This window comes from Saliphagus sp. LR7 (genome assembly GCF_003344565.1).
GTDB lineage: Archaea > Halobacteriota > Halobacteria > Halobacteriales > Natrialbaceae > Saliphagus > Saliphagus infecundisoli.
The window spans coordinates 73,954-90,263 of the sequence record NZ_QPND01000009.1; the positions used below are offsets into that span (position 1 = coordinate 73,954).

The 16,310-nt window shown below is 69.7% G+C and carries 21 protein-coding genes and 2 tRNA genes; 11 read left to right on the forward strand and 12 right to left on the reverse strand.

Going from position 1 to position 16,310, the window contains the following annotated elements; genetic code table 11:
* The first annotated feature begins 26 nt into the window (after positions 1 to 26).
* Complete coding sequence (locus DVH23_RS13430) at positions 27 to 1,034, forward strand: DUF5784 family protein (RefSeq protein WP_114578015.1); 1,008 nt, start codon at positions 27 to 29, stop codon at positions 1,032 to 1,034.
* A gap of 50 nt (positions 1,035 to 1,084) precedes the next feature.
* Here the strand turns inward: DVH23_RS13430 and DVH23_RS13435 are convergent, their stop codons facing one another.
* Complete coding sequence (locus DVH23_RS13435; protein ID WP_114577942.1) at positions 1,085 to 1,372, reverse strand: DUF2795 domain-containing protein; 288 nt, start codon at positions 1,370 to 1,372, stop codon at positions 1,085 to 1,087.
* A gap of 143 nt (positions 1,373 to 1,515) precedes the next feature.
* Between DVH23_RS13435 and DVH23_RS13440 the strand changes: the two genes are divergently transcribed.
* A complete protein-coding gene (locus tag DVH23_RS13440; protein ID WP_114577943.1) occupies positions 1,516 to 2,289 on the forward strand; it encodes a PHP domain-containing protein in 774 nt (257 codons plus the stop codon).
* Between the two features lie 58 nt (positions 2,290 to 2,347).
* Positions 2,348 to 2,512, forward strand: coding sequence for a DUF6757 family protein (locus tag DVH23_RS24275; protein WP_198667927.1), 165 nt, complete (start codon positions 2,348 to 2,350; stop codon positions 2,510 to 2,512).
* A gap of 37 nt (positions 2,513 to 2,549) precedes the next feature.
* Here the strand turns inward: DVH23_RS24275 and DVH23_RS13445 are convergent, their stop codons facing one another.
* The gene (locus DVH23_RS13445) at positions 2,550 to 2,873 is read right to left on the reverse strand and encodes a ferredoxin family protein (protein WP_114577944.1); all 324 of its coding nucleotides are present in this window, start codon (positions 2,871 to 2,873) and stop codon (positions 2,550 to 2,552) included.
* A gap of 137 nt (positions 2,874 to 3,010) precedes the next feature.
* On the opposite strand from DVH23_RS13445, the gene DVH23_RS13450 reads away from it, so the two are divergent.
* On the forward strand, positions 3,011 to 3,397 hold the full coding sequence (locus tag DVH23_RS13450; protein ID WP_114577945.1) for a DCC1-like thiol-disulfide oxidoreductase family protein: 387 nt from the start codon (positions 3,011 to 3,013) through the stop codon (positions 3,395 to 3,397).
* Positions 3,398 to 3,433: 36 nt separating this feature from the next.
* Positions 3,434 to 4,420 carry an asparaginase gene (locus tag DVH23_RS13455; protein WP_114577946.1) on the forward strand — a complete coding sequence of 329 codons (987 nt, stop codon included), beginning with the start codon at positions 3,434 to 3,436 and terminating at the stop codon, positions 4,418 to 4,420.
* A 201-nt stretch (positions 4,421 to 4,621) separates the two neighbouring features.
* Here DVH23_RS13455 and DVH23_RS13460 read toward each other — a convergent pair whose 3' ends face one another.
* The 8 genes from DVH23_RS13460 to DVH23_RS13495 all read right to left on the reverse strand — a co-directional run bounded on the left by DVH23_RS13460 (position 4,622) and on the right by DVH23_RS13495 (position 11,734).
* Positions 4,622 to 5,650 (reverse strand): DUF368 domain-containing protein, encoded by a 1,029-nt coding sequence (locus DVH23_RS13460; RefSeq protein WP_232833764.1) that lies wholly within the window; start codon positions 5,648 to 5,650, stop codon positions 4,622 to 4,624.
* Positions 5,651 to 5,718: 68 nt separating this feature from the next.
* Positions 5,719 to 6,876: an acyl-CoA dehydrogenase family protein gene (locus DVH23_RS13465; RefSeq protein ID WP_114577947.1), complete on the reverse strand. Its 1,158-nt coding sequence runs from the start codon at positions 6,874 to 6,876 to the stop codon at positions 5,719 to 5,721.
* Positions 6,877 to 6,938: 62 nt separating this feature from the next.
* Complete coding sequence (locus DVH23_RS13470) at positions 6,939 to 7,676, reverse strand: type 1 glutamine amidotransferase (RefSeq protein ID WP_114577948.1); 738 nt, start codon at positions 7,674 to 7,676, stop codon at positions 6,939 to 6,941.
* 39 nt (positions 7,677 to 7,715) lie between these two features.
* Positions 7,716 to 8,888, reverse strand: coding sequence for a class I adenylate-forming enzyme family protein (locus DVH23_RS13475; RefSeq protein ID WP_114577949.1), 1,173 nt, complete (start codon positions 8,886 to 8,888; stop codon positions 7,716 to 7,718).
* Positions 8,889 to 8,931: 43 nt separating this feature from the next.
* Positions 8,932 to 9,708 (reverse strand): alpha/beta fold hydrolase, encoded by a 777-nt coding sequence (locus DVH23_RS13480; protein WP_114577950.1) that lies wholly within the window; start codon positions 9,706 to 9,708, stop codon positions 8,932 to 8,934.
* Positions 9,709 to 9,747: 39 nt separating this feature from the next.
* Entirely contained in the window at positions 9,748 to 10,599 is an 852-nt protein-coding gene (locus tag DVH23_RS13485; protein ID WP_114577951.1) for an ABC transporter permease subunit, read from the reverse strand.
* Complete coding sequence (locus tag DVH23_RS13490; RefSeq protein WP_114577952.1) at positions 10,596 to 11,516, reverse strand: ABC transporter ATP-binding protein; 921 nt, start codon at positions 11,514 to 11,516, stop codon at positions 10,596 to 10,598. Before DVH23_RS13490 ends, DVH23_RS13485 begins: the two co-directional genes overlap by 4 nt.
* Positions 11,517 to 11,663: 147 nt before the next feature.
* Positions 11,664 to 11,734: transfer RNA gene (locus DVH23_RS13495), tRNA-Gly, on the reverse strand.
* A gap of 151 nt (positions 11,735 to 11,885) precedes the next feature.
* Here DVH23_RS13495 and DVH23_RS13500 point away from each other — a divergent pair.
* The 4 genes from DVH23_RS13500 to DVH23_RS24580 all read left to right on the forward strand — a co-directional run bounded on the left by DVH23_RS13500 (position 11,886) and on the right by DVH23_RS24580 (position 14,109).
* Positions 11,886 to 12,680, forward strand: a complete 795-nt coding sequence (locus DVH23_RS13500) for an NAD+ synthase (RefSeq protein ID WP_114577953.1) — start codon at positions 11,886 to 11,888, stop codon at positions 12,678 to 12,680.
* 102 nt (positions 12,681 to 12,782) lie between these two features.
* Positions 12,783 to 13,496 carry a hypothetical protein gene (locus tag DVH23_RS13505; protein WP_114577954.1) on the forward strand — a complete coding sequence of 238 codons (714 nt, stop codon included), beginning with the start codon at positions 12,783 to 12,785 and terminating at the stop codon, positions 13,494 to 13,496.
* A 50-nt stretch (positions 13,497 to 13,546) separates the two neighbouring features.
* Positions 13,547 to 13,618: transfer RNA gene (locus tag DVH23_RS13510), tRNA-Thr, on the forward strand.
* A 293-nt stretch (positions 13,619 to 13,911) separates the two neighbouring features.
* Entirely contained in the window at positions 13,912 to 14,109 is a 198-nt protein-coding gene (locus DVH23_RS24580; RefSeq protein WP_114577955.1) for a hypothetical protein, read from the forward strand.
* A 42-nt stretch (positions 14,110 to 14,151) separates the two neighbouring features.
* Here the strand turns inward: DVH23_RS24580 and DVH23_RS13520 are convergent, their stop codons facing one another.
* Positions 14,152 to 14,364 (reverse strand): hypothetical protein, encoded by a 213-nt coding sequence (locus DVH23_RS13520; protein ID WP_114577956.1) that lies wholly within the window; start codon positions 14,362 to 14,364, stop codon positions 14,152 to 14,154.
* A gap of 124 nt (positions 14,365 to 14,488) precedes the next feature.
* Between DVH23_RS13520 and DVH23_RS13525 the strand changes: the two genes are divergently transcribed.
* Positions 14,489 to 15,208: a hypothetical protein gene (locus tag DVH23_RS13525; RefSeq protein WP_114577957.1), complete on the forward strand. Its 720-nt coding sequence runs from the start codon at positions 14,489 to 14,491 to the stop codon at positions 15,206 to 15,208.
* Between the two features lie 44 nt (positions 15,209 to 15,252).
* Positions 15,253 to 15,528 (forward strand): hypothetical protein, encoded by a 276-nt coding sequence (locus DVH23_RS13530; RefSeq protein WP_114577958.1) that lies wholly within the window; start codon positions 15,253 to 15,255, stop codon positions 15,526 to 15,528.
* On the opposite strand, the gene DVH23_RS13535 is transcribed toward DVH23_RS13530, so the two are convergent.
* Positions 15,529 to 16,161, reverse strand: a complete 633-nt coding sequence (locus tag DVH23_RS13535) for a rubrerythrin family protein (RefSeq protein ID WP_114577959.1) — start codon at positions 16,159 to 16,161, stop codon at positions 15,529 to 15,531.
* Positions 16,162 to 16,310 lie beyond the last annotated feature (149 nt).

The window sequence follows — 16,310 nt, forward strand, 5'->3', positions numbered from 1 at the left end:
TGGCCGCCGGTCCCCTACCGACGGCCGTGGCACGGCCGCTTCGATTCCGATACTCGCCCGAGTCCTGGAGCGAACAGCGGGTTCGCTCCCAGCTTCTCGGCCCCCTTCGATCCAACATCGGCGCCCGCGCCGTCTCCCCCGAGTACGGGGTGACCGGCGGCTGGGAGACCCACCGCTTCGAGATGTCGAACGGCGACGTCGCGCTGTTCGCCCGCCGGGACGCCGAAGCCTACTGGATGGGCAACACGGAGACCCCCCAGGCGCTCTGGAAGACCGACAAGTTCGGCTGGCAGGAGGTGCCCCACCAGGTCTCGCGGTGGGCCCAGCGCGAACTGCTCGCCGCCCTTTACGAGGACGATCCCTGGCTCGCCGACTACCCCTACCTCTCCTGGTACTTTCTTCCCGTGTTCATGTCCAAGGACGGCCGGGAGTCCACCCGGGAGTTCTTTCGCTCCCACGCCGCCGGCTTTCCCGACGCCGGCCGCCGCGAGGCGACCCGGTACGTCGAGTCGGTCCTGAAAACCGCCCCGCTGGACGAGTACCGTGGGGTGATGTCCGGCAAACTGGGCACGAGCGACCACGTCGACCGCGTCCGGATGAGCGCCGCCATCGGCGAGTTCGTTGCCGCGAAACTCCTGACCGACGCGGGCTACGACGTCGTCCCCGAGATCGAGGTCACGACCGGCCACTCGCTCGACTATCGAGCGACGAACGGGGAGATGAACGTCTTGGTCGAAGTAACCAGGCCCCAGCCGCCGAACACCCGCGCGGCGTCGGGCCCGATCGCCGCGGTCAGGGACACCGCCGAAACCAAGACCAGCGGCCAGCTCGAGTCCCACGGCGGTGGCGCCGTCCTCTTCATGGACTGTTCGTCGTTCCGCGACGACCAGTGGGCGCCCGTCTACGGCGAACGACCCGACGTCCGCCACCGCCCCGCCGTCGTCTACCGGGTTCGCCCCGACGGGAGCGCCGAGGGCTACACCAAGGGGTCGGTCCCCCTCGATCTGGAGGACGCGATCGATCTCGACGGCTGATACGGCCGGAAACGACGAGGCCGACAACTCGGTCGGGCCGGAGCCGCCGGTCAGAACGAGACCGGCTCAGGCCCTTCGCGACTCCCGGGCGGCGTCGGGTCGCGGTCGCTGTAGCCCGGACGTCCGATCGCCTTCCCGCTGACAGCCGCGTAGAGCGTGTCGCGGGCCTCCTCGGGCGAGTCGAACCGTTCCTCGGGGAGGTGTGCGAGCGCCTCGCCGACCGTCTCCGAGCCGTTCTGGAGCTCGAGCGAGCGGTCGCCGTGGGCGTCGATGAGGTCCCCGGTGGTCGCGGGGTACTCCTGGTCCGCGACGAGTTCGCCGATGCGTGCGTGTAACATTGCACCCGTCCCTGGCCCGGGAAGTAATATAACTATTGTCCATGTATGTTCTCTAGGCTCACCCCAAACCTTGTCCTGATTAAGGACGATAAGAGGTTCCGAAGGAGAGCGGTTTTAGAACCCCCCGGCCCGAGCTACGAGGTGTGCCCTACGCCGACCTCCACGTCCATACCACCCGATCCGACGGCAGCCTCGAACTCGGCGACGTCCCGGAGGCCGCCCGTGCCGCCGGCGTGAGCGTCGTCGCCGTCACCGACCACGACCGCCTCCAGCCGTTCTCCCGCCCGATCGTCGAACGCGACGGGCTCCCGATCGTCCACGGGATCGAACTCCGCGTCGAACCCGCCGCGGGCGAGCGAGTGGACCTGCTCGGCTACGGCGTCGAACCGACCCCGGATCTCGAGGCCGAGTGCGAACGGATCCAGCGGGATCGGCGCGAACGGGGCCGGCGGATCGTCGAACGGGTCGAGGATCGGCTGGGGATCGACCTCGATATCGGGATCGAGGAGGGGATCGGCCGCCCCCACGTCGCCCGCGCGATCGACGACCATCCCGAGTCGGGCTACGACTACGAAGGGGCGTTCGACGATCTCATCGGCGACGACGGCCCCTGTTTCGTCGGCCGGTCGGTCCCCTCGTTCGAGACGGGCTGGAGACTGCTCGCGGCGGCCTGCGAGATCGTCTCGCTTGCCCACCCGCTTCGGTACGGCGATCCCGAGGCCGCCCTCAAGCTGACCGCCGATCTCGACGCCGTCGAGTACGAGTACCCCTACGGCCGCGAGGTCGATCCCGCGCCTGTCGAGCAGGCGATCGAGCGCCACGACCTGCTCGTCACGGGCGGCAGCGACGCCCACGACGACCGCCTCGGGCGGGCGGGGCTCGACGAGGACGAGTTCCGGGCGCTCGGGCTCGCGTGATCGCGGCGATCCCGGACGGGAACGGAGGGTTCAATGCACTCCGTCCCAACCCGTTGGTATGCAGTGTCACTACTGCGATCGCGACGCCGCTTTCGCCGCCGAATCCGGCGGCGTCAACGTCGGTCTCTGCGAAACTCATTTCCGGGAACGGTTGCAGGAACTCGCCGATGACGAGGGCTTGGAGGCGCTGAAAGAACGGGTCGATGTCGACCGCGCCGAGTAGCCGGACGGACTCCTCTCGGTCGATACAGCGATCCGTCTCAGGCCGTTCGGCCCGCGTCGACGTCGATGGCGTCGACCGGGCAGACGTCGACACAGAGCATACAGTCGATACACTGGGCCTCGCGGGCGGGATCGGCCTTCTCCTCGCTTTCGGGATGGCCCGGGCTGTCGATCCAGTCGAAGACGTCGACGGGACAGTCCTCGAGGCAGGCGCCGTCGGCGAGGCAGATGTCGAAGTCGACCGCGACGTGGGTGCCGTGGATGCCGAGTTCCTCGGGTTCGTCGACGGGGCCCCAGACGGCGTGACCCTCGTGTTCGTCGACCTGCTCTCGGTTCTCGTGGAACTGCGGATCTATGGCCATTGCTACCAGATCGAACGGTCGGCGCGCACTTAAAAGTATGCGCCTGCGGCCGTCGAAATCGGCGAATACCTTCGGCGGCGGCTCCCGGCCGTGGCGCGATCTGACGGGCTTTTGGGCTCTCGACCCCTACGGGTCGTATGGACGCCGAACACCCGCCGCGGCTGGTGTACGACGACGACTGTGGGTTCTGTACGTGGTGTGTCCGACAGGCCGCGAAGCGCGGGGAGTTCGAGGTCGTCGGCTTCTCCGAACTCACCCCCGACCAGCGCGCCCGGCTCCCCGACGAGTACGAGGACTGCTCGCACCTGCTGACCGACGACGCCGTCTACTCCTGTGGGGAGGGGTTGGAGGAAGCGATCGCCCGCTTCGACACCCCCGCACGATACCTCGCGCTCGCGTTCAAACACCTTCCGGCGGGGAGCCGAGAGCGCGTCCGCGAGCAGGGTTACCGGGCGGTCGCGGACCGCCGTGGCCTGTTCGGCCGGGTCGTGAGCTGTACGCCGCCGGCACGGGGAAGGGAGTAGCGGGAGACACTTCACTCGCCGCGACGAGGGAGGGGTATGCAGCCACGCGTGCTGGTCGCGAGCACCGGCGGAACGATCGCGAGCACCGGCGCCGACGCGAAGACGCCGACCGAGTCGGCGCCGACGCTCCTCGGGGCCGTCCCGGGAATCGAGGAGGTCGATCTCGAGGTCGCCGAGGTCGCCCAGGCCTCGGGGTTCCAGATGGATTTCGACCGGCTAGAGGCGCTCCGGGAGACGGTCGTCGGGGCGCTCGCCGACGGGGTAGAGGGCATCGTCGTCACCCACGGCACCGACACGATGGCCGAGTCCGCCTACGCGATCGAACTGCTCGCCGATCCCGACCGACCGGTCGTCTTCACGGGTGCCCAGCGCCCGGCCGACGAGCCGGGAACCGACGGCCCGACGAACCTTCGAGACGCGATCCGTACCGCTGCCGACCCGCGATTCCGTGCGGCCGGCGGGACGTACCTCGCGTTCGACGACGAGGTCCACGCGGCCCGCCGGGTCCGGAAGGGCCACACCACGGCACTGGGAACGTTCGAATCCCCCAGTACGGGTCCAGTCGGGGAGTTCACGCCCGACGGTCTGCGCCTGCTCCGCGACCCCGGACCCGAATCCGCGCCGATCCCCGACGCCGAACTCGACCCCGAGATTCGCGTCGAGATCGTCACGAACGCCCTCGGCGCCGACGGCGGAGCGGTCGACCGGGCCCGCGAGGCCGGCGTCGACGGCATCGTCCTCGCGGGGACGGGCCTGGGGAACGCGACCGCCGACCTCGGAGCCGCCCTCGAACGGGCGATGGCGGACGGGATTCCCGTCGTCGTCACCTCTCGCTGTCCCGACGGAACCACGGCGGGGCTGTACGGCGGGCCCGGCGGCGGCGCCACCCTTCGGGAGGCGGGCGCCGTCGGTGCGGGCGACCTCCCGCCCTGGAAGGCCCGGCTGCGGCTGGCGATCGCGCTCTCCTCGGATGCGGACGTCGCGGAGTGTTTCGGAGGACTCGAGTCGGACGGTCAGGCGTAGTCGAGCGAGCCGGTGTACCGATCGAGGGCGCCGCCCTCTCGCCCGCGCTCGCGGCCGAGCCCTTCCGGCAGCTCCCGAGCCGGGCGGGTCCCCGCGAGTGCCTCGACCGGCTCGTCGCCGACAACCGGGGACTCCTCGGGAAAGCGTTGCGACGGGAGCCACCCGCCCGAGCGGGCGATCGCCGCTGAGACCCGCGCTCGATCAGGCGACCGTCTCCTCGGTGTAGTCGAGGGAGTCGGTGTAGTAGTCGAAGCCGAGGACGACGACCGCGCCGAGAAGCGTCGCCGCGAGCACCGCCGCGATCAACTCGGGAGTCCAGACGTCGGTCTCCTCGACGGCCCTCGAGACGGGAAGCCGGAGCGCGCCGACCATCAGCCCGACGAGGAAGGCGAGCGTCGCCATCCGGTTGCGCTCGAGCGCGCGCTTGACGACCCGTGCCATCGTCAGCAAGCCGAGGGCCGCGCCGACACAGAAGACGACGACGGGAATCCCGGGTTCGAGGACCGCCGAAAGCGAGCCGCCGGCGGCAAGCGAGAGCAGCGAGTCGACGAACTCGGTCAGCGTCCCCGTCATGTAGGTGTAGAGCCCGAGGATGTAGAGAAACGCCGACCCCGAGATCCCGGGGAGCACCATCGCCGAGATGGCGATCGTCCCGCCGACGAACACGAGGAGGAGCCCGGCGTCGCCACCGGGATCGGCGGAGGCGCTGACGGCGAAGGCGAGGACCGCACCCCCGAGGAGCACGCCGACCCGTTTTCGGGTGTCGACGTCGGTCACGCGGTAGATCACGACCGCCGAGGCGGCTATCAGTCCGAAGAAGAAGCCGTTGAGGACGGCCGGATACGCCTCGAAGGCGGCGTCGATGACCCGCGAGAGGAGGACGATCGCCGTCGCGACCCCGACGCCGAGGACAACGAGGAAGTGGACGTCGAGCTCGATCAGGCGGTCCCGAAAACGCGCTCGTCCCTCGGCGCTCGCCAGCCCGGGAACCAGCGTGAGGATCCGGGGGTCGAGTCCGGCGATCGCAGCGATGAATCGGTCGTAGATCCCGGCGATGAGCGCGATCGTTCCCCCTGAGACGCCGGGGACGATATCGGCCGCACCCATACAGAGGCCGGTGAGGTAGATCCCGAGCCACCCACGGAACGAGTCGGCGGCGGCCGACGGCGCACCCTGGCGCGCGCTCTCGGGGGCGGTCGGGGCCTCGCCGCCGTCGGGTTCGCGGCTCACGATGTCCCCGTCGTCCGTCGGTCGGCCGCCGGCGCTGCGCTACTCATGCCTCCACGTGGCACCCGCCGCTACTCGAAGGCAGCGATTCCCGTCAGCTCCTCGCCGACGATCAGCGTGTGGATGTCGTGGGTCCCCTCGTAGGTGTAGACCGTCTCCATGTTCGCCATGTGGCGCATCGGCGAGTAGTCGGTCGTGATCCCGTTGCCCCCGAGCATCTCGCGGGCGGTGCGGGCCGTCTCGCGGGCCATCCGGACGTTGTTGCGTTTGGCCATCGAGACCTGCTCCGGCCGGAGGTCGCCGCGTTCTTTCAGCTCGGCGAGCCGGTAGGCCAGAAGCTGTCCGAGCGTGATCTGCGTCGCCATCTCCGCAAGCTTCCGTTGTTGAAGCTGGAACCGCGCGATCGGGCCGCCGAACTGCTCGCGGTCGCCGGCGTACTCCCTGGCGACCTCGAAGCAGTCCCGTGCGGCGCCAACGGCGCCCCAGGCGATCCCGTAGCGGGCCTGGGTGAGACACGAGAGGGGCCCCTTCATCCCCGACACGTCGGGGAGGCGGTTTTCGACGGGGATCTCGACGTCCCGAAGCTCGAGCGAGCCCGTGCTCGAGGCCCGCATCGAGAGCTTCCCCTCGATCTCCGGGGTCGAGACGCCCTCGCGGTCGGTCTCGACCAGAAACCCCCGGATCGCGTCCGCGGAGCGATCGCGCGCCCAGACGACGGCGACGTCCGCGATCGGCGCGTTGGTGATCCAGGTCTTGGTGCCGTCGAGGACGTATCCCTCCCCCTCGCGCTCGGCGCTCGTTTCCATTGCCGAGGGGTTCGAGCCGTGTTCGGGTTCGGTGAGTCCGAAACAGCCGACGGCCTCGCCCTCGCCCAGCGCCGGGAGCCAGTTCTCCTTTTGCTCGTCGCTCCCGTAGGCGTAGATCGGATACATCACGAGCGCGCCCTGGACCGACGCCATCGAGCGGATCCCCGAATCGCCGGCCTCCAACTCCTGCATCAGGAGCCCGTACGCCGTCTCGGAGACGTTCGGCGAGCCGTACCCCTCCAGATTGGGCGCGTAGAATCCCAACTCGCCCATTTCGCCGATCAGATCGGTGGGGAAGCTCCCGTCCTCGAAGCGCTCGCCGATCTCCGGACGAACCCGGTCGTCGACGAACTCCCGGGCGGTCTCGCGGATCAGCCGTTCCTCCTCGTCCAGATCCGCCTCGAGGTCGAGATAGTCGAGCATGATCGATCATCGCGGCCGGCGGTGAAAAACGCTCGCGTGGTCGGGAGCCGGTCGTGGTCGGGTTACTCCGCGGTCGGCGTCGAGTCGGCCGCGGACGCGGCCTCGTCGTCGCGGGTGTCGTCGGTTCGAACGTCCCGGACGTACGCGAGGAAGTTCTCGAACACCCGTTTGGCCTCGCGGGTCGCCGCGTGGTTCTCGTCGGTGACGGAGGCGAGCAACGACCGCCGGCGGTCGTCGGTCAGCTCCTTCTCGCGTATGAGATGGCGGGCCGTCTCCTGGTCGTACTCGGGATGGAACTGGATTCCGAAGACGTCCCCGCAGGAAAAGCCGTGGTTCGAGTACTCGTTTGCGGCCAGCGGACGGGCACCCGGCGGGAGTTCGGTCACCGCGTCCGAGTGGGAGGTGAAGGCGGTAAAGTGCTCGCCGATCCCCGAAAAGAGCGGGGAGTCGCCGGTCTGCTCGATCTCGCTGTAGCCGACCTCGTAGACGCCCATGTCCTCGACGGTGCCCCCGAGGACCGAGGCCAGTAGCTGGTGGCCCCAGCAGACGCCCAGCGCGGGCAGCCCCCGCTCGATCGCCTCGCCGGCCCACTCCTCGACGCCCGCGATCCAGTCCTCGTCCCAGTAGACCGACGACCGCGAGCCGGTGACGAGGAAGCCGTCGTAGGCGAAGTCGGGGGGGAGTTCGCCGGCGGTGACGTCGAACCGATCGAGGTCGGCCTCTAACTCCCGCCGGAAGTTCCGCGGGGTGTTCGCGTCCCCGTGTGAGGCGTCGAGCACGGCGATGCGAAGCGGGTCCATGGACGGGGAAAGCGACTCCGACCGAATAGGCCTTGCGGCCTAGCAGGGGTGGTAGCGACGGCCGGCGTCCCGCCGGAACCGATCGCCCGTCGGATGCCACCCCTCACCGTCCGTCCGGCCAGCGTCGGCCGTCTCCCGTCGCTCGCCGACCATCGGCCCCGCGAGCTCGAGAGTGCCCTCCCCAGCGCCCTCGACGACTCCTCCCTCCGCGACGAGGCGAACCCGGCAGTCGAACGGCGGGCGGAGGCCCTCGTCGTCGCCATCGCCGCGGTCCGGCGCCGGTCCCGAGAGGATCGTGGGACAGACCGGAGTTCCGTACGCCCGGCGGACGGCGAGTCCGTGCTCGCGGTACTCCGCTCGCAGGGCCGCGGGAACCCCCGCGTCGGCGATGATCTCACAACCGGGCGCCGCGTCCGGGAACCCCTCGTCGAGGAGGCCGCGAAGCCCGGCCGTCCGGCCGGCGAGGACGGTGACGGGCTCGTCCCCTCCGACCGCAACGAGGTCAGCGGGATCGAACGCCCGATCGAGCAACAGGGTTCCGCCGGAGTAGAGCGTGGGCAGTGCGACCCGGAGGAGCCCGTCAGGCGCCGACAGCGGGAGCGTCAGGGCGAGCCGGTCGGCCCGGCCGATCCCCCACGTGGTCGCCACCGAGCGGCAGGTCGCCTCGACCGCGTCGGCCGGGAAGTTTACGACCGCCTCGAGCCCGCTCCCCTCGCTCGGCTCGGAGACGACGGGCAGCGCGAGGAGGGGCGTCTCGCCCCGCTCCGGGCGACCGTCGGAGGGCGAGCGACCGGACCCGTCGGCATCCGCGTCGTCGGCGAGGTCATCGAACGTCGCGGTGGACTCCCCCTCGAGCGCCGCGAGGAGGTCGCCCTGTGCCTCCTCGGCGACGACGAGCGTCGGCTCCAGTCGATCGATCGGGCCCGTCACGGTTGCGGGGGTGTGGCGGTGAGAGACCGGTGCGACCGTCGCCCCCAGCCGCCGGCAGGCAAAGAGGAGAGCGAGCGTCCGGACGCGGTTCCGGCTCAGGACGGCCATCACGTCGCCGGGACCGACCCCGCGGTCGGCGAGAGTCGTTTCGAACCCCGTGGCGAGGGAGGCGAGGTCGGCGTAGGAGTACCGCTCCGGGGAGCTCCGGCGGGCCGCCGAGACGTCGACGACGGCGGTTCGGTCGCCCCAGTGGTCCGCGCGGGCGGAAAGCGAGAGCGTCATGGGCGAGCCACGGGGGCCAGCGACGTAGAGGGAGGGGTTGCGATTACGTGCCGTGCTCGGCGAGAAAACCCGCGAGGCGGTCGTTGACCTCCCGGGAGCGCTCGACGAAGGGGAAGTGGCCCGCGCCCTCCCAGGCGACGTACTCTCCGCGCGGGAGGCCGTCGGCGAGATCGCGGCTCCCCTCGGGAGAAACGAGCCGATCCGCGGTTCCCGCTCCCACGAGCGCCGGCTGAGTGATTTCGACGAGCCGGTCGGTGGCATCGAACCCGGAGAGGGCGGCGATCTGGGCCGCCCAGCCCTGGCGATCGGCGTCGCCCTCCGCCCGCCAGTCGGCGATCCCCTCGATCGCGTCGGGCTGGTCGCGGCGGAATTCCGCGGAGAGGGCGACCTCGAGCGAGTCCCGGATCGCTTCTCGGTCGCCGGGCGGGGCGAAGAGGGGGTCGAGGGCGAACCCCTCGCCGGCGGGGGCGGTCCCGAACAGCGTCAGGGTCTCGGCGCGCGTCGAGCGGCGGGCCGTCTCGAGGGCGACCGCGCCCCCGAGGCCACAGCCGACGAGGTGGGCTTTTCGGATCTCACACTCCTCGAGGACCGCCAGCAGGTCGCCGACGAGCGTCGAAAGCGAGTACGGTCCCGGGGGGGCGTCCGAGCGTCCGGTCCCCCTGAGATCCCAGACGACGGTCCCGTAGGGACCCGAAAGCGCGGCGTGTTGCCACCCCCAGAGCCACCCCCCGAGTCCGGCTTCGGGGACGAAGACGACGGGCTCGCCGCTGCCCTCGCGCTCGTAGTGGATGGCCACGTCGCCGTTTTTCGCCGTCGGCATGGGTCGGCTTCGCCGCGAGAGCGGGAGGATCTTGCGGTCTCAGTTCAGCACCGCCCGCGAGAACCGCGCGTAGCCGATCGCGATCGGAACGGCGATCCAGGCGATGACGATGACGCCCGCGAACCAGGTCTCGAGGTAGAAAGGCACCTCGCCGGCGACCCGTCCCGCTGCCGTGAGGTCGATCTCGGCGACGTCGATGACGTCGACGATCTCGATGGCGACGGCCGACAGCGCCTGCCCCGGGGAGAGCCGTTCGACGAGGACGAACCACGCCGGCAGCGACCCCTCGCCGTAGAGGGTCGGCCAGCTTCCCTCGAGGAGGTAGTAGATACCCATCGGCACCGACTGCCAGACGACGTCGAAGAGGACGAATAGGCCGAGGACGCCCGCGATCGCCTTCCCCCGAGAGGAGACGCTCGCCGAGACCCCGATCGCGATCGAGAGGTAGACGAGGCCCATCACCACGGTAAAGGCGAGGAGTGCGAGGTAGTCGCTCACGACGAACCCGTCGTAGAGCCAGGCGATGACGCCGGCGCCGACCGCGAAGGCGACGACCGATGCGACGACGACGACCGCCGTCCGGCCCAGGAGCTTCCCCCAAACGACGTCCCGGCGGGTGTTGGGCAGTCCGAGCAGGAAGCGGATGCTCCCGGACTCGCGTTCGCCGACGACGGCGTTGTACCCCAACAGGAGGCCGACGATCGGGATCACCAGCGCGACCGCCGAGAACAGGAAATACAGCGCCTGTCCGAACGGCTCCTCGGTCTCGAGCAGGGAGGGGATCGCGGTCATCCCCGCGACGAGCAGGATCAACAGGCCCGTCACGACCCACAGCGTCAGCGACCGGCCGGCGTCGGCGAAGTCCTTGCGCGCGATGTGGGCCCAGCTCATGGGGCCACCTCGGATTCGGTCGTCAGCGCCTCGAAGAGGTCCTCAAGCGATGGCTCCTCGGTACTGACGTCCTCGACGGCCGCGCCCGAGCGCTCGACGGCGTCGAGGGCCGCGGTCTTGCGGCCCGCCCGCGAGAGCGCGACCTCGATCTCGCCGTCGTCGATCCGGACCGCCGAGACGCCTTCGAGCGCCAGAAGCTCCTCGCGGATGCCCTCGGGAACCCGGTCGACCTCGACGACCAGTCGCGAATCGACGTCGAGGTCGCGTTTCAAACTCGCGATCGAGTCACACGCGACGAGCCGACCCTCGCGCATCACGCCGACGCGGTCACAGATCGCCTCGACCTGTTCCATGATGTGACTCGAGAAGAAGACGGTCGCACCCCGGTCGACCTCCTCGCGGACGATCTCGCGCATCTCGCGGGCGCCGTTGGGGTCGAGTCCCGACGAGGGCTCGTCGAGGATCAGGAGCTCGGGTTCGCCGGCAAGCGCCATCGCGAAGGCGAGGCGCTGGCGCATCCCCGTCGAGAACCCCCCCGCTTTGCGGTCGGCCGCGTCCGCCAGCCCGACGCGAGAGAGGAGGGCGTCGGGGTCGTCGCCGGCTCCCTTGCAGTCGATCGCAAAGCGGACGTGCTTGCGCGCGGTGAGCCGCTCGTAGACGCCGAAGTCCTCCGGGAGCACCCCCGTCCGCTGGCGGACCGCGAGCGATTCGGTGGCCGCGTCGTGACCCAGCACCGTCGCCGACCCCGCGGTCGGCGGGACGAACCCCAGAAACATGTTGATCGTCGTCGACTTCCCGGCGCCGTTGGGTCCCAGGAAGCCGAACACCTCCCCCTCGTCGACCTCGAGGTCCAACTCCTCAACGGCCTGGACGCTCCCGAACCGCCGCTCGAGCGAATCTGTTTCTATTGCAACCATTCTTGTCGGGGGAAACGTAACTGGAGAATAAGTACCTTTTCGTTAAGGGGTGCCGACGCCGGCGCGTTCGGTCATCGTCGTCCGCCGCCGGCCTCTGGTTCGGCCGGGTCGGCCGTCGGTCGACTCGCCCACAGAAGACGTCTCGGATGCACCGGCCGGGAGTTGAACCCGGGCTATGAGCTTGGGAAGCTCATGTCCTACCACTAGACCACCGGTGCGCGTTCCCGACTTCCGGGCCGTGACACTTGAACGTAGCGCTTCCCCACACCGGGAGTCCGTGGGGCCGGCGGTCGCCGGCGAAGCGGACGGACGTCCATTTTTTCTCCCGAGGGAGAGGCTATTTGGCCGCCGGTCACCTACGGCCGCCCGATGCTGGACCTTCGCTTCTCGGAGGCCGAACTCGAGACCCGCCGCGAACACGTTACGGGATTCATCCGCGAGACGGCCGACGCCGCGGGCGCCGACGGCGCCGTCCTCGGGCTCTCGGGGGGGATCGACTCGACGCTGACCGCCTACCTCGCCGCCGAGGCGCTGGGCGCCGACGCCCTCCACGGGCTCGTGATGCCCGGCACCGTCAGCGACGACGACAACATGAGCGACGCCGAACGGGTCGCGATGGACCTGGAACTCTCCTACGACATCATCGAGATCGAGCCGATCGTCGGCTCGCTGCTTTCGGCCTACCCCGAGGCCGAGGGCGATCAGGTGGCGGTCGGCAACGCCCGGGCGCGCGTCCGGGCCGTGCTGAACTACCTCGTCGCGAACCACGACGACCGGCTCGTGCTGGGCACCGGCAACCGGAGCGAGGCCGCCGTCGGCTACTTCACGAAGTACGGCGACGGCGCCGTCGACTGCCACCCGATCGGCAACCTCTACAAACGGCAGGTCCGCCAGCTCGCCCGCCACGTCGGCGTTCCCGACGACCTCGCCGAAAAGACCCCCACCGCCGGGCTCTGGGAGGGACAGACCGACGAGGCCGAACTCGGCCTCGACTACGACACCCTGGATTCGATCCTCGCGCTCCACATCGACGGCCCGCTGTCGGCCGCGGCGACCCGCCGGGAGCTCGGCGTCGACCGCGAGGCGATCGAGACCGTCCGCGGGCTATACGAGCGAAGCGCCCACAAACGGGCCGCGCCGCCGGCGCCCGATCCGCTTCCCTGATCGCCCGGCTCCTTGAGGGCGTCGACGGCGTTCTCTCCCCGAGGCACGGCGCCGACCGCCCGTTCCAAAGGCCTTTGGCTCCCCCGCCGTTACCTCCCGCTGATGGACCGGGTCGCACGCTGTCGACGGGCCGCTCGCGACGCCGTCGCGGACGTCGAGCCCTCCCAACTGCAGGCGGTCATCGCCGAGACGATCGACGACGCGTCGATGACCCCCGCCGTCCTCACCGTCGAGAGCGCCGTCGCCGCCGATCCCGACGCAGACCGCGACGCGGTCGCCCGCCGGGCCGCCGGCGTCCAGCTCATCTACGAGGGGCTCGCGCTCACCCGCCGGCTGGCCCACGAGGAGCCCTGGGACGACCACCGGGAGCGAAGCGACCTCGAGATCCTCGCCGCCGACATCCTCGTCGCCCGCGGGTTCTACGTCCTCGCCCGGACCGACGCCGCCGGCAAGGCCGTCCGGACCGTCCAGGCGTTCGGCCGCGACCAGAGCCGCCGGGAGGAGCCCGGGGCCGACGCCGACGCCCTGGACGCGGGCCTCGAGCGCGACGTCGCCGAACTCGCGGTCCTCGCCGGCGCCGCCGCGGTCGGCGCGACGCCGACCCGGGCGATCCTCGCCGACGCCGGCGACGTCGCCCGCGGCACCGAGTTCCCCCCGCCGGATCGCTGTACGGGCGTTCTCGAGGGTGGTGCCGGCGCGAGCCCGGGGGCCGACCGCCGGGAGGACGACCGAGAGCCCGCGGACGCCGCCGACTCCGAGGCGGGTCCCGGCGATGGCGGCCGGGCCGACCGGGCGACGTCGGCGACCGACCCCTGACCGGGGAACCGAAACCCATAAAGACGACTCACGGCAACGAACGGATGCGCGCCTGGGTAGCTTAGCGGTAAAGCGCGTCCTTGGTAAGGACGAGAGCCCGGGTTCAAATCCCGGCCTAGGCTTGTACATGATCCTCTGAGCCACGGGTATGAGCGTGGTTGCCTCGGATTCGTACGACGCGCGATACGTCCGGTTCGATGCCGACCGGTCACCTTCTGGCGTGCTCCGATAGTTTCGGTCCCCTCAGAGATCGGGACCCTACCTGGGAATCCGAAGCAGCAGGGCTTATCAGGGTCCTTTCGGGAGCGGTCCGGGGGCCTGTCTACAGTCGAAACCAGGACGGAACTCATCGTCTCTCGTGATACACGCAACCCGGCGCGGTTTAGTGCCTGGAGGCGTTGTCCTTCTCATACCGATGCCAACAAGTGATCGAGCTGGTCTGCTCAAGAACGCGAGTACAGTAACGACGGTCATCGATGCGGCGATGGAGATCCTAAAGGGGCGCCGTCTCGGCGGGCTATTTCTCCTCGGTGCTGCGGCCCTGTCCTCTCGCGTTCCCGGGGCTGGTACGGCTGCTTCCCTCCTTCTCCGGGCGTACCGCCGATTTCGCTGACGCTCCTGGTTCGGGATCGACGACCGTCGTCGAGCGGTGGCCCTACCGATCAGCAGCATCACCGGTCGGAACGACCTTGATGAACGTATCGTTCCCGCAGTTGTGACAGATGGGCGGCTTCTCGAACCCTGCGTACACGATATTGCAGATCTCGCATGAGAAAAACGTCCGTTGCTCGTACTCGTTCTGACTCACGGTCGAGAGGACACTCGTCACGAACTCGTTTAGCGCTACTGCTTGGATGGCTCCCTTCACTTTCCACTTCGAAGCAGCAGTGGGGGGCGGGCGGAGACCGCGAGACAGTCACACCTGCGGCGTTCGCGGAGGAGCCGGTGCTCTAAAGCGGGCCACCTAACCCCGCTCGGCGCCTCCCGATGGTATGACCGACGGACTCGAGCGGGAGATCGAGTCGGCCGACGACGCGGCCGCTGCCAGAGACGAGGTCCTCGAGGACGTTCGCTCGCATGCGGGGCGGGCCGCTCGCGAGCTGGCGCTCCTGGAGGGCGGGGACTACGGACGGGAGACGTTCGACACCGACGGCGGAAGCTGGACGCTGAAGTACGAGGGCGGCGACGTCCAGTACCTCCGATACGAGCCCCGTACGGGCGGGGAGACGTACGTCGTCTCGACGAGAGAGCCTCCCGAACCGGAGGCGCTCGCAACGGCGCTGGCCGACTACGACGCCTTCGTCGCGGCGTTCAACGCGTTCGTCGCCTCCTACGACGACGTCCTGGCGGACGTCCCGACGGAGTTCCCCGAGGTCGCCTCGACCGCGGAGGCCGTCGCCGAACGCGACCGGATCGTCGCCCGCATCCGGGAGGTGGCCGACGCGATGGCGGACGAACTCCACCGCTACGGCGATTCCTATGGCTCCTACACGACGACCGTCTCGGGGACCCGCTGGGAACTGAAGTGGGAGGAGGGGCGGACGAGCTATCTCCGGATCGGCGGCGAGGGCGGGGTCTATCTCCTCTCGCAGTACAGTCCCGCGACGCCCGAGGACCTTCGGCGGTACGCCGACGACGTCGGCGCGTTCGTCGAGGCGTTCAACGGCCACGTCGCGGACCTCGAAGCCGACCTCGATACGGTCTCGCTGTGAGCACAGCACAACGGTTTTGACCCGTTCGGGCGAACGGTCCCCTGATGACGAACGAACCACTCGGAACCGCGGCACGATCGCTCCGGGAAGCCGAAGAGGCCGCCGACGACGAGTCGGTGGCCGACCGGCTCGATCGGCAGGCCGAACAGTTCGAGCGAATGGCCGAGGACGACAGCGGCGTCGACCACGGCCGGCTCGCGCGCCACGAACACGCCCTCTCGGAGATCTCGGACGACCAGGGCGACACTCCGGTCGCCGACCACGTCGGCGAGGCCCTCGCGGCGATCACCAGCTATCGAGAGACCTTAGAGGGCGTCTGATCAACAGACGGGCTTCGGGTTCGCGCCCATCCCCTCCAACACTTCGACGTACTCCTCGTAGGCGGCTCCGATCGCACCGGTCGCGGCCTCCTCGGCGCGCTCGATCTCCTCGTCGGTACAGGCCGCCTCGAGAGCGTCGAGCGCGCGATCGAGTTGGTCGTCTAAATCGTCGCCGAACTCCCTGAACAGCGCGGCTGTCTGGGGGTCGGCATCGCCGACGAAGAAGCCGACGACCTGGCTCTTCGAGCGCTCGCTGGCGAGGGTGCGTCCGACGAGCCCGCCGAGCCGTTCGGGGGTGTCCCCGAGACCGCGAAGGTAGTCGTGGAGTGCCGGCGTCTCCCCCTCCTCGGGATCGTGGTCGCCGAGTTCGTCCACGACGGTCTCGTAGTGGTCTTGCTCCTCGTCGGCGGTCGCCTCGAAGACCTCGCGGGCGCGGTCGTCGCCCTCGCTTTCGGCCCACGACTCGAACGTTTGCCAGGCGGCGTACTCGGCGTCGGCGGTCGCACGGAGCACCGGGTCGACGTCGATCTCGCCCTCGGTCGCGGCGTACAGCGACTTCGAGGAGCCAAGCCGCGAGAGTTCGGTCTGGTTCTCGGATTCGATTCGCTCGACGAAGTCCTCGCCATCGGTCATACCCGCCGATACGATCGGTCCCGAGTTATGTCTGTCGTCAGCGAGGCCGAGTGAGCGATGCGAACGAGGTCTCGTGGTGGAGCGGAGGCGAAGCCGACCCGCGGAACCGACGGCTCGAGCGGTCGGCGACCCCTTCGAGCCGCTCACCG

Excerpts from the sequence above, each read along its gene's own strand:
- DVH23_RS13500 (WP_114577953.1), top strand. The coding sequence starts at position 11,886 with ATGCTGGACCTTCGCTTCTCGGAGGCCGAACTCGAGACCCGCCGCGAA.
- DVH23_RS24580 (WP_114577955.1), top strand. The coding sequence starts at position 13,912 with ATGCCAACAAGTGATCGAGCTGGTCTGCTCAAGAACGCGAGTACAGTA.
- DVH23_RS13475 (WP_114577949.1), bottom strand. The coding sequence starts at position 8,888 with ATGACGCTCTCGCTTTCCGCCCGCGCGGACCACTGGGGCGACCGAACC.
- DVH23_RS13485 (WP_114577951.1), bottom strand. The coding sequence starts at position 10,599 with ATGAGCTGGGCCCACATCGCGCGCAAGGACTTCGCCGACGCCGGCCGG.
- DVH23_RS13450 (WP_114577945.1), top strand. The coding sequence starts at position 3,011 with ATGGACGCCGAACACCCGCCGCGGCTGGTGTACGACGACGACTGTGGG.
- DVH23_RS13465 (WP_114577947.1), bottom strand. The coding sequence starts at position 6,876 with ATGCTCGACTATCTCGACCTCGAGGCGGATCTGGACGAGGAGGAACGG.
- DVH23_RS13535 (WP_114577959.1), bottom strand. The coding sequence starts at position 16,161 with ATGACCGATGGCGAGGACTTCGTCGAGCGAATCGAATCCGAGAACCAG.
- DVH23_RS13435 (WP_114577942.1), bottom strand. The coding sequence starts at position 1,372 with ATGTTACACGCACGCATCGGCGAACTCGTCGCGGACCAGGAGTACCCC.
- DVH23_RS13490 (WP_114577952.1), bottom strand. The coding sequence starts at position 11,516 with ATGGTTGCAATAGAAACAGATTCGCTCGAGCGGCGGTTCGGGAGCGTC.
- DVH23_RS13480 (WP_114577950.1), bottom strand. The coding sequence starts at position 9,708 with ATGCCGACGGCGAAAAACGGCGACGTGGCCATCCACTACGAGCGCGAG.
- DVH23_RS13455 (WP_114577946.1), top strand. The coding sequence starts at position 3,434 with ATGCAGCCACGCGTGCTGGTCGCGAGCACCGGCGGAACGATCGCGAGC.
- DVH23_RS13505 (WP_114577954.1), top strand. The coding sequence starts at position 12,783 with ATGGACCGGGTCGCACGCTGTCGACGGGCCGCTCGCGACGCCGTCGCG.
- DVH23_RS13470 (WP_114577948.1), bottom strand. The coding sequence starts at position 7,676 with ATGGACCCGCTTCGCATCGCCGTGCTCGACGCCTCACACGGGGACGCG.
- DVH23_RS24275 (WP_198667927.1), top strand. The coding sequence starts at position 2,348 with ATGCAGTGTCACTACTGCGATCGCGACGCCGCTTTCGCCGCCGAATCC.
- DVH23_RS13445 (WP_114577944.1), bottom strand. The coding sequence starts at position 2,873 with ATGGCCATAGATCCGCAGTTCCACGAGAACCGAGAGCAGGTCGACGAA.
- DVH23_RS13525 (WP_114577957.1), top strand. The coding sequence starts at position 14,489 with ATGACCGACGGACTCGAGCGGGAGATCGAGTCGGCCGACGACGCGGCC.
- DVH23_RS13530 (WP_114577958.1), top strand. The coding sequence starts at position 15,253 with ATGACGAACGAACCACTCGGAACCGCGGCACGATCGCTCCGGGAAGCC.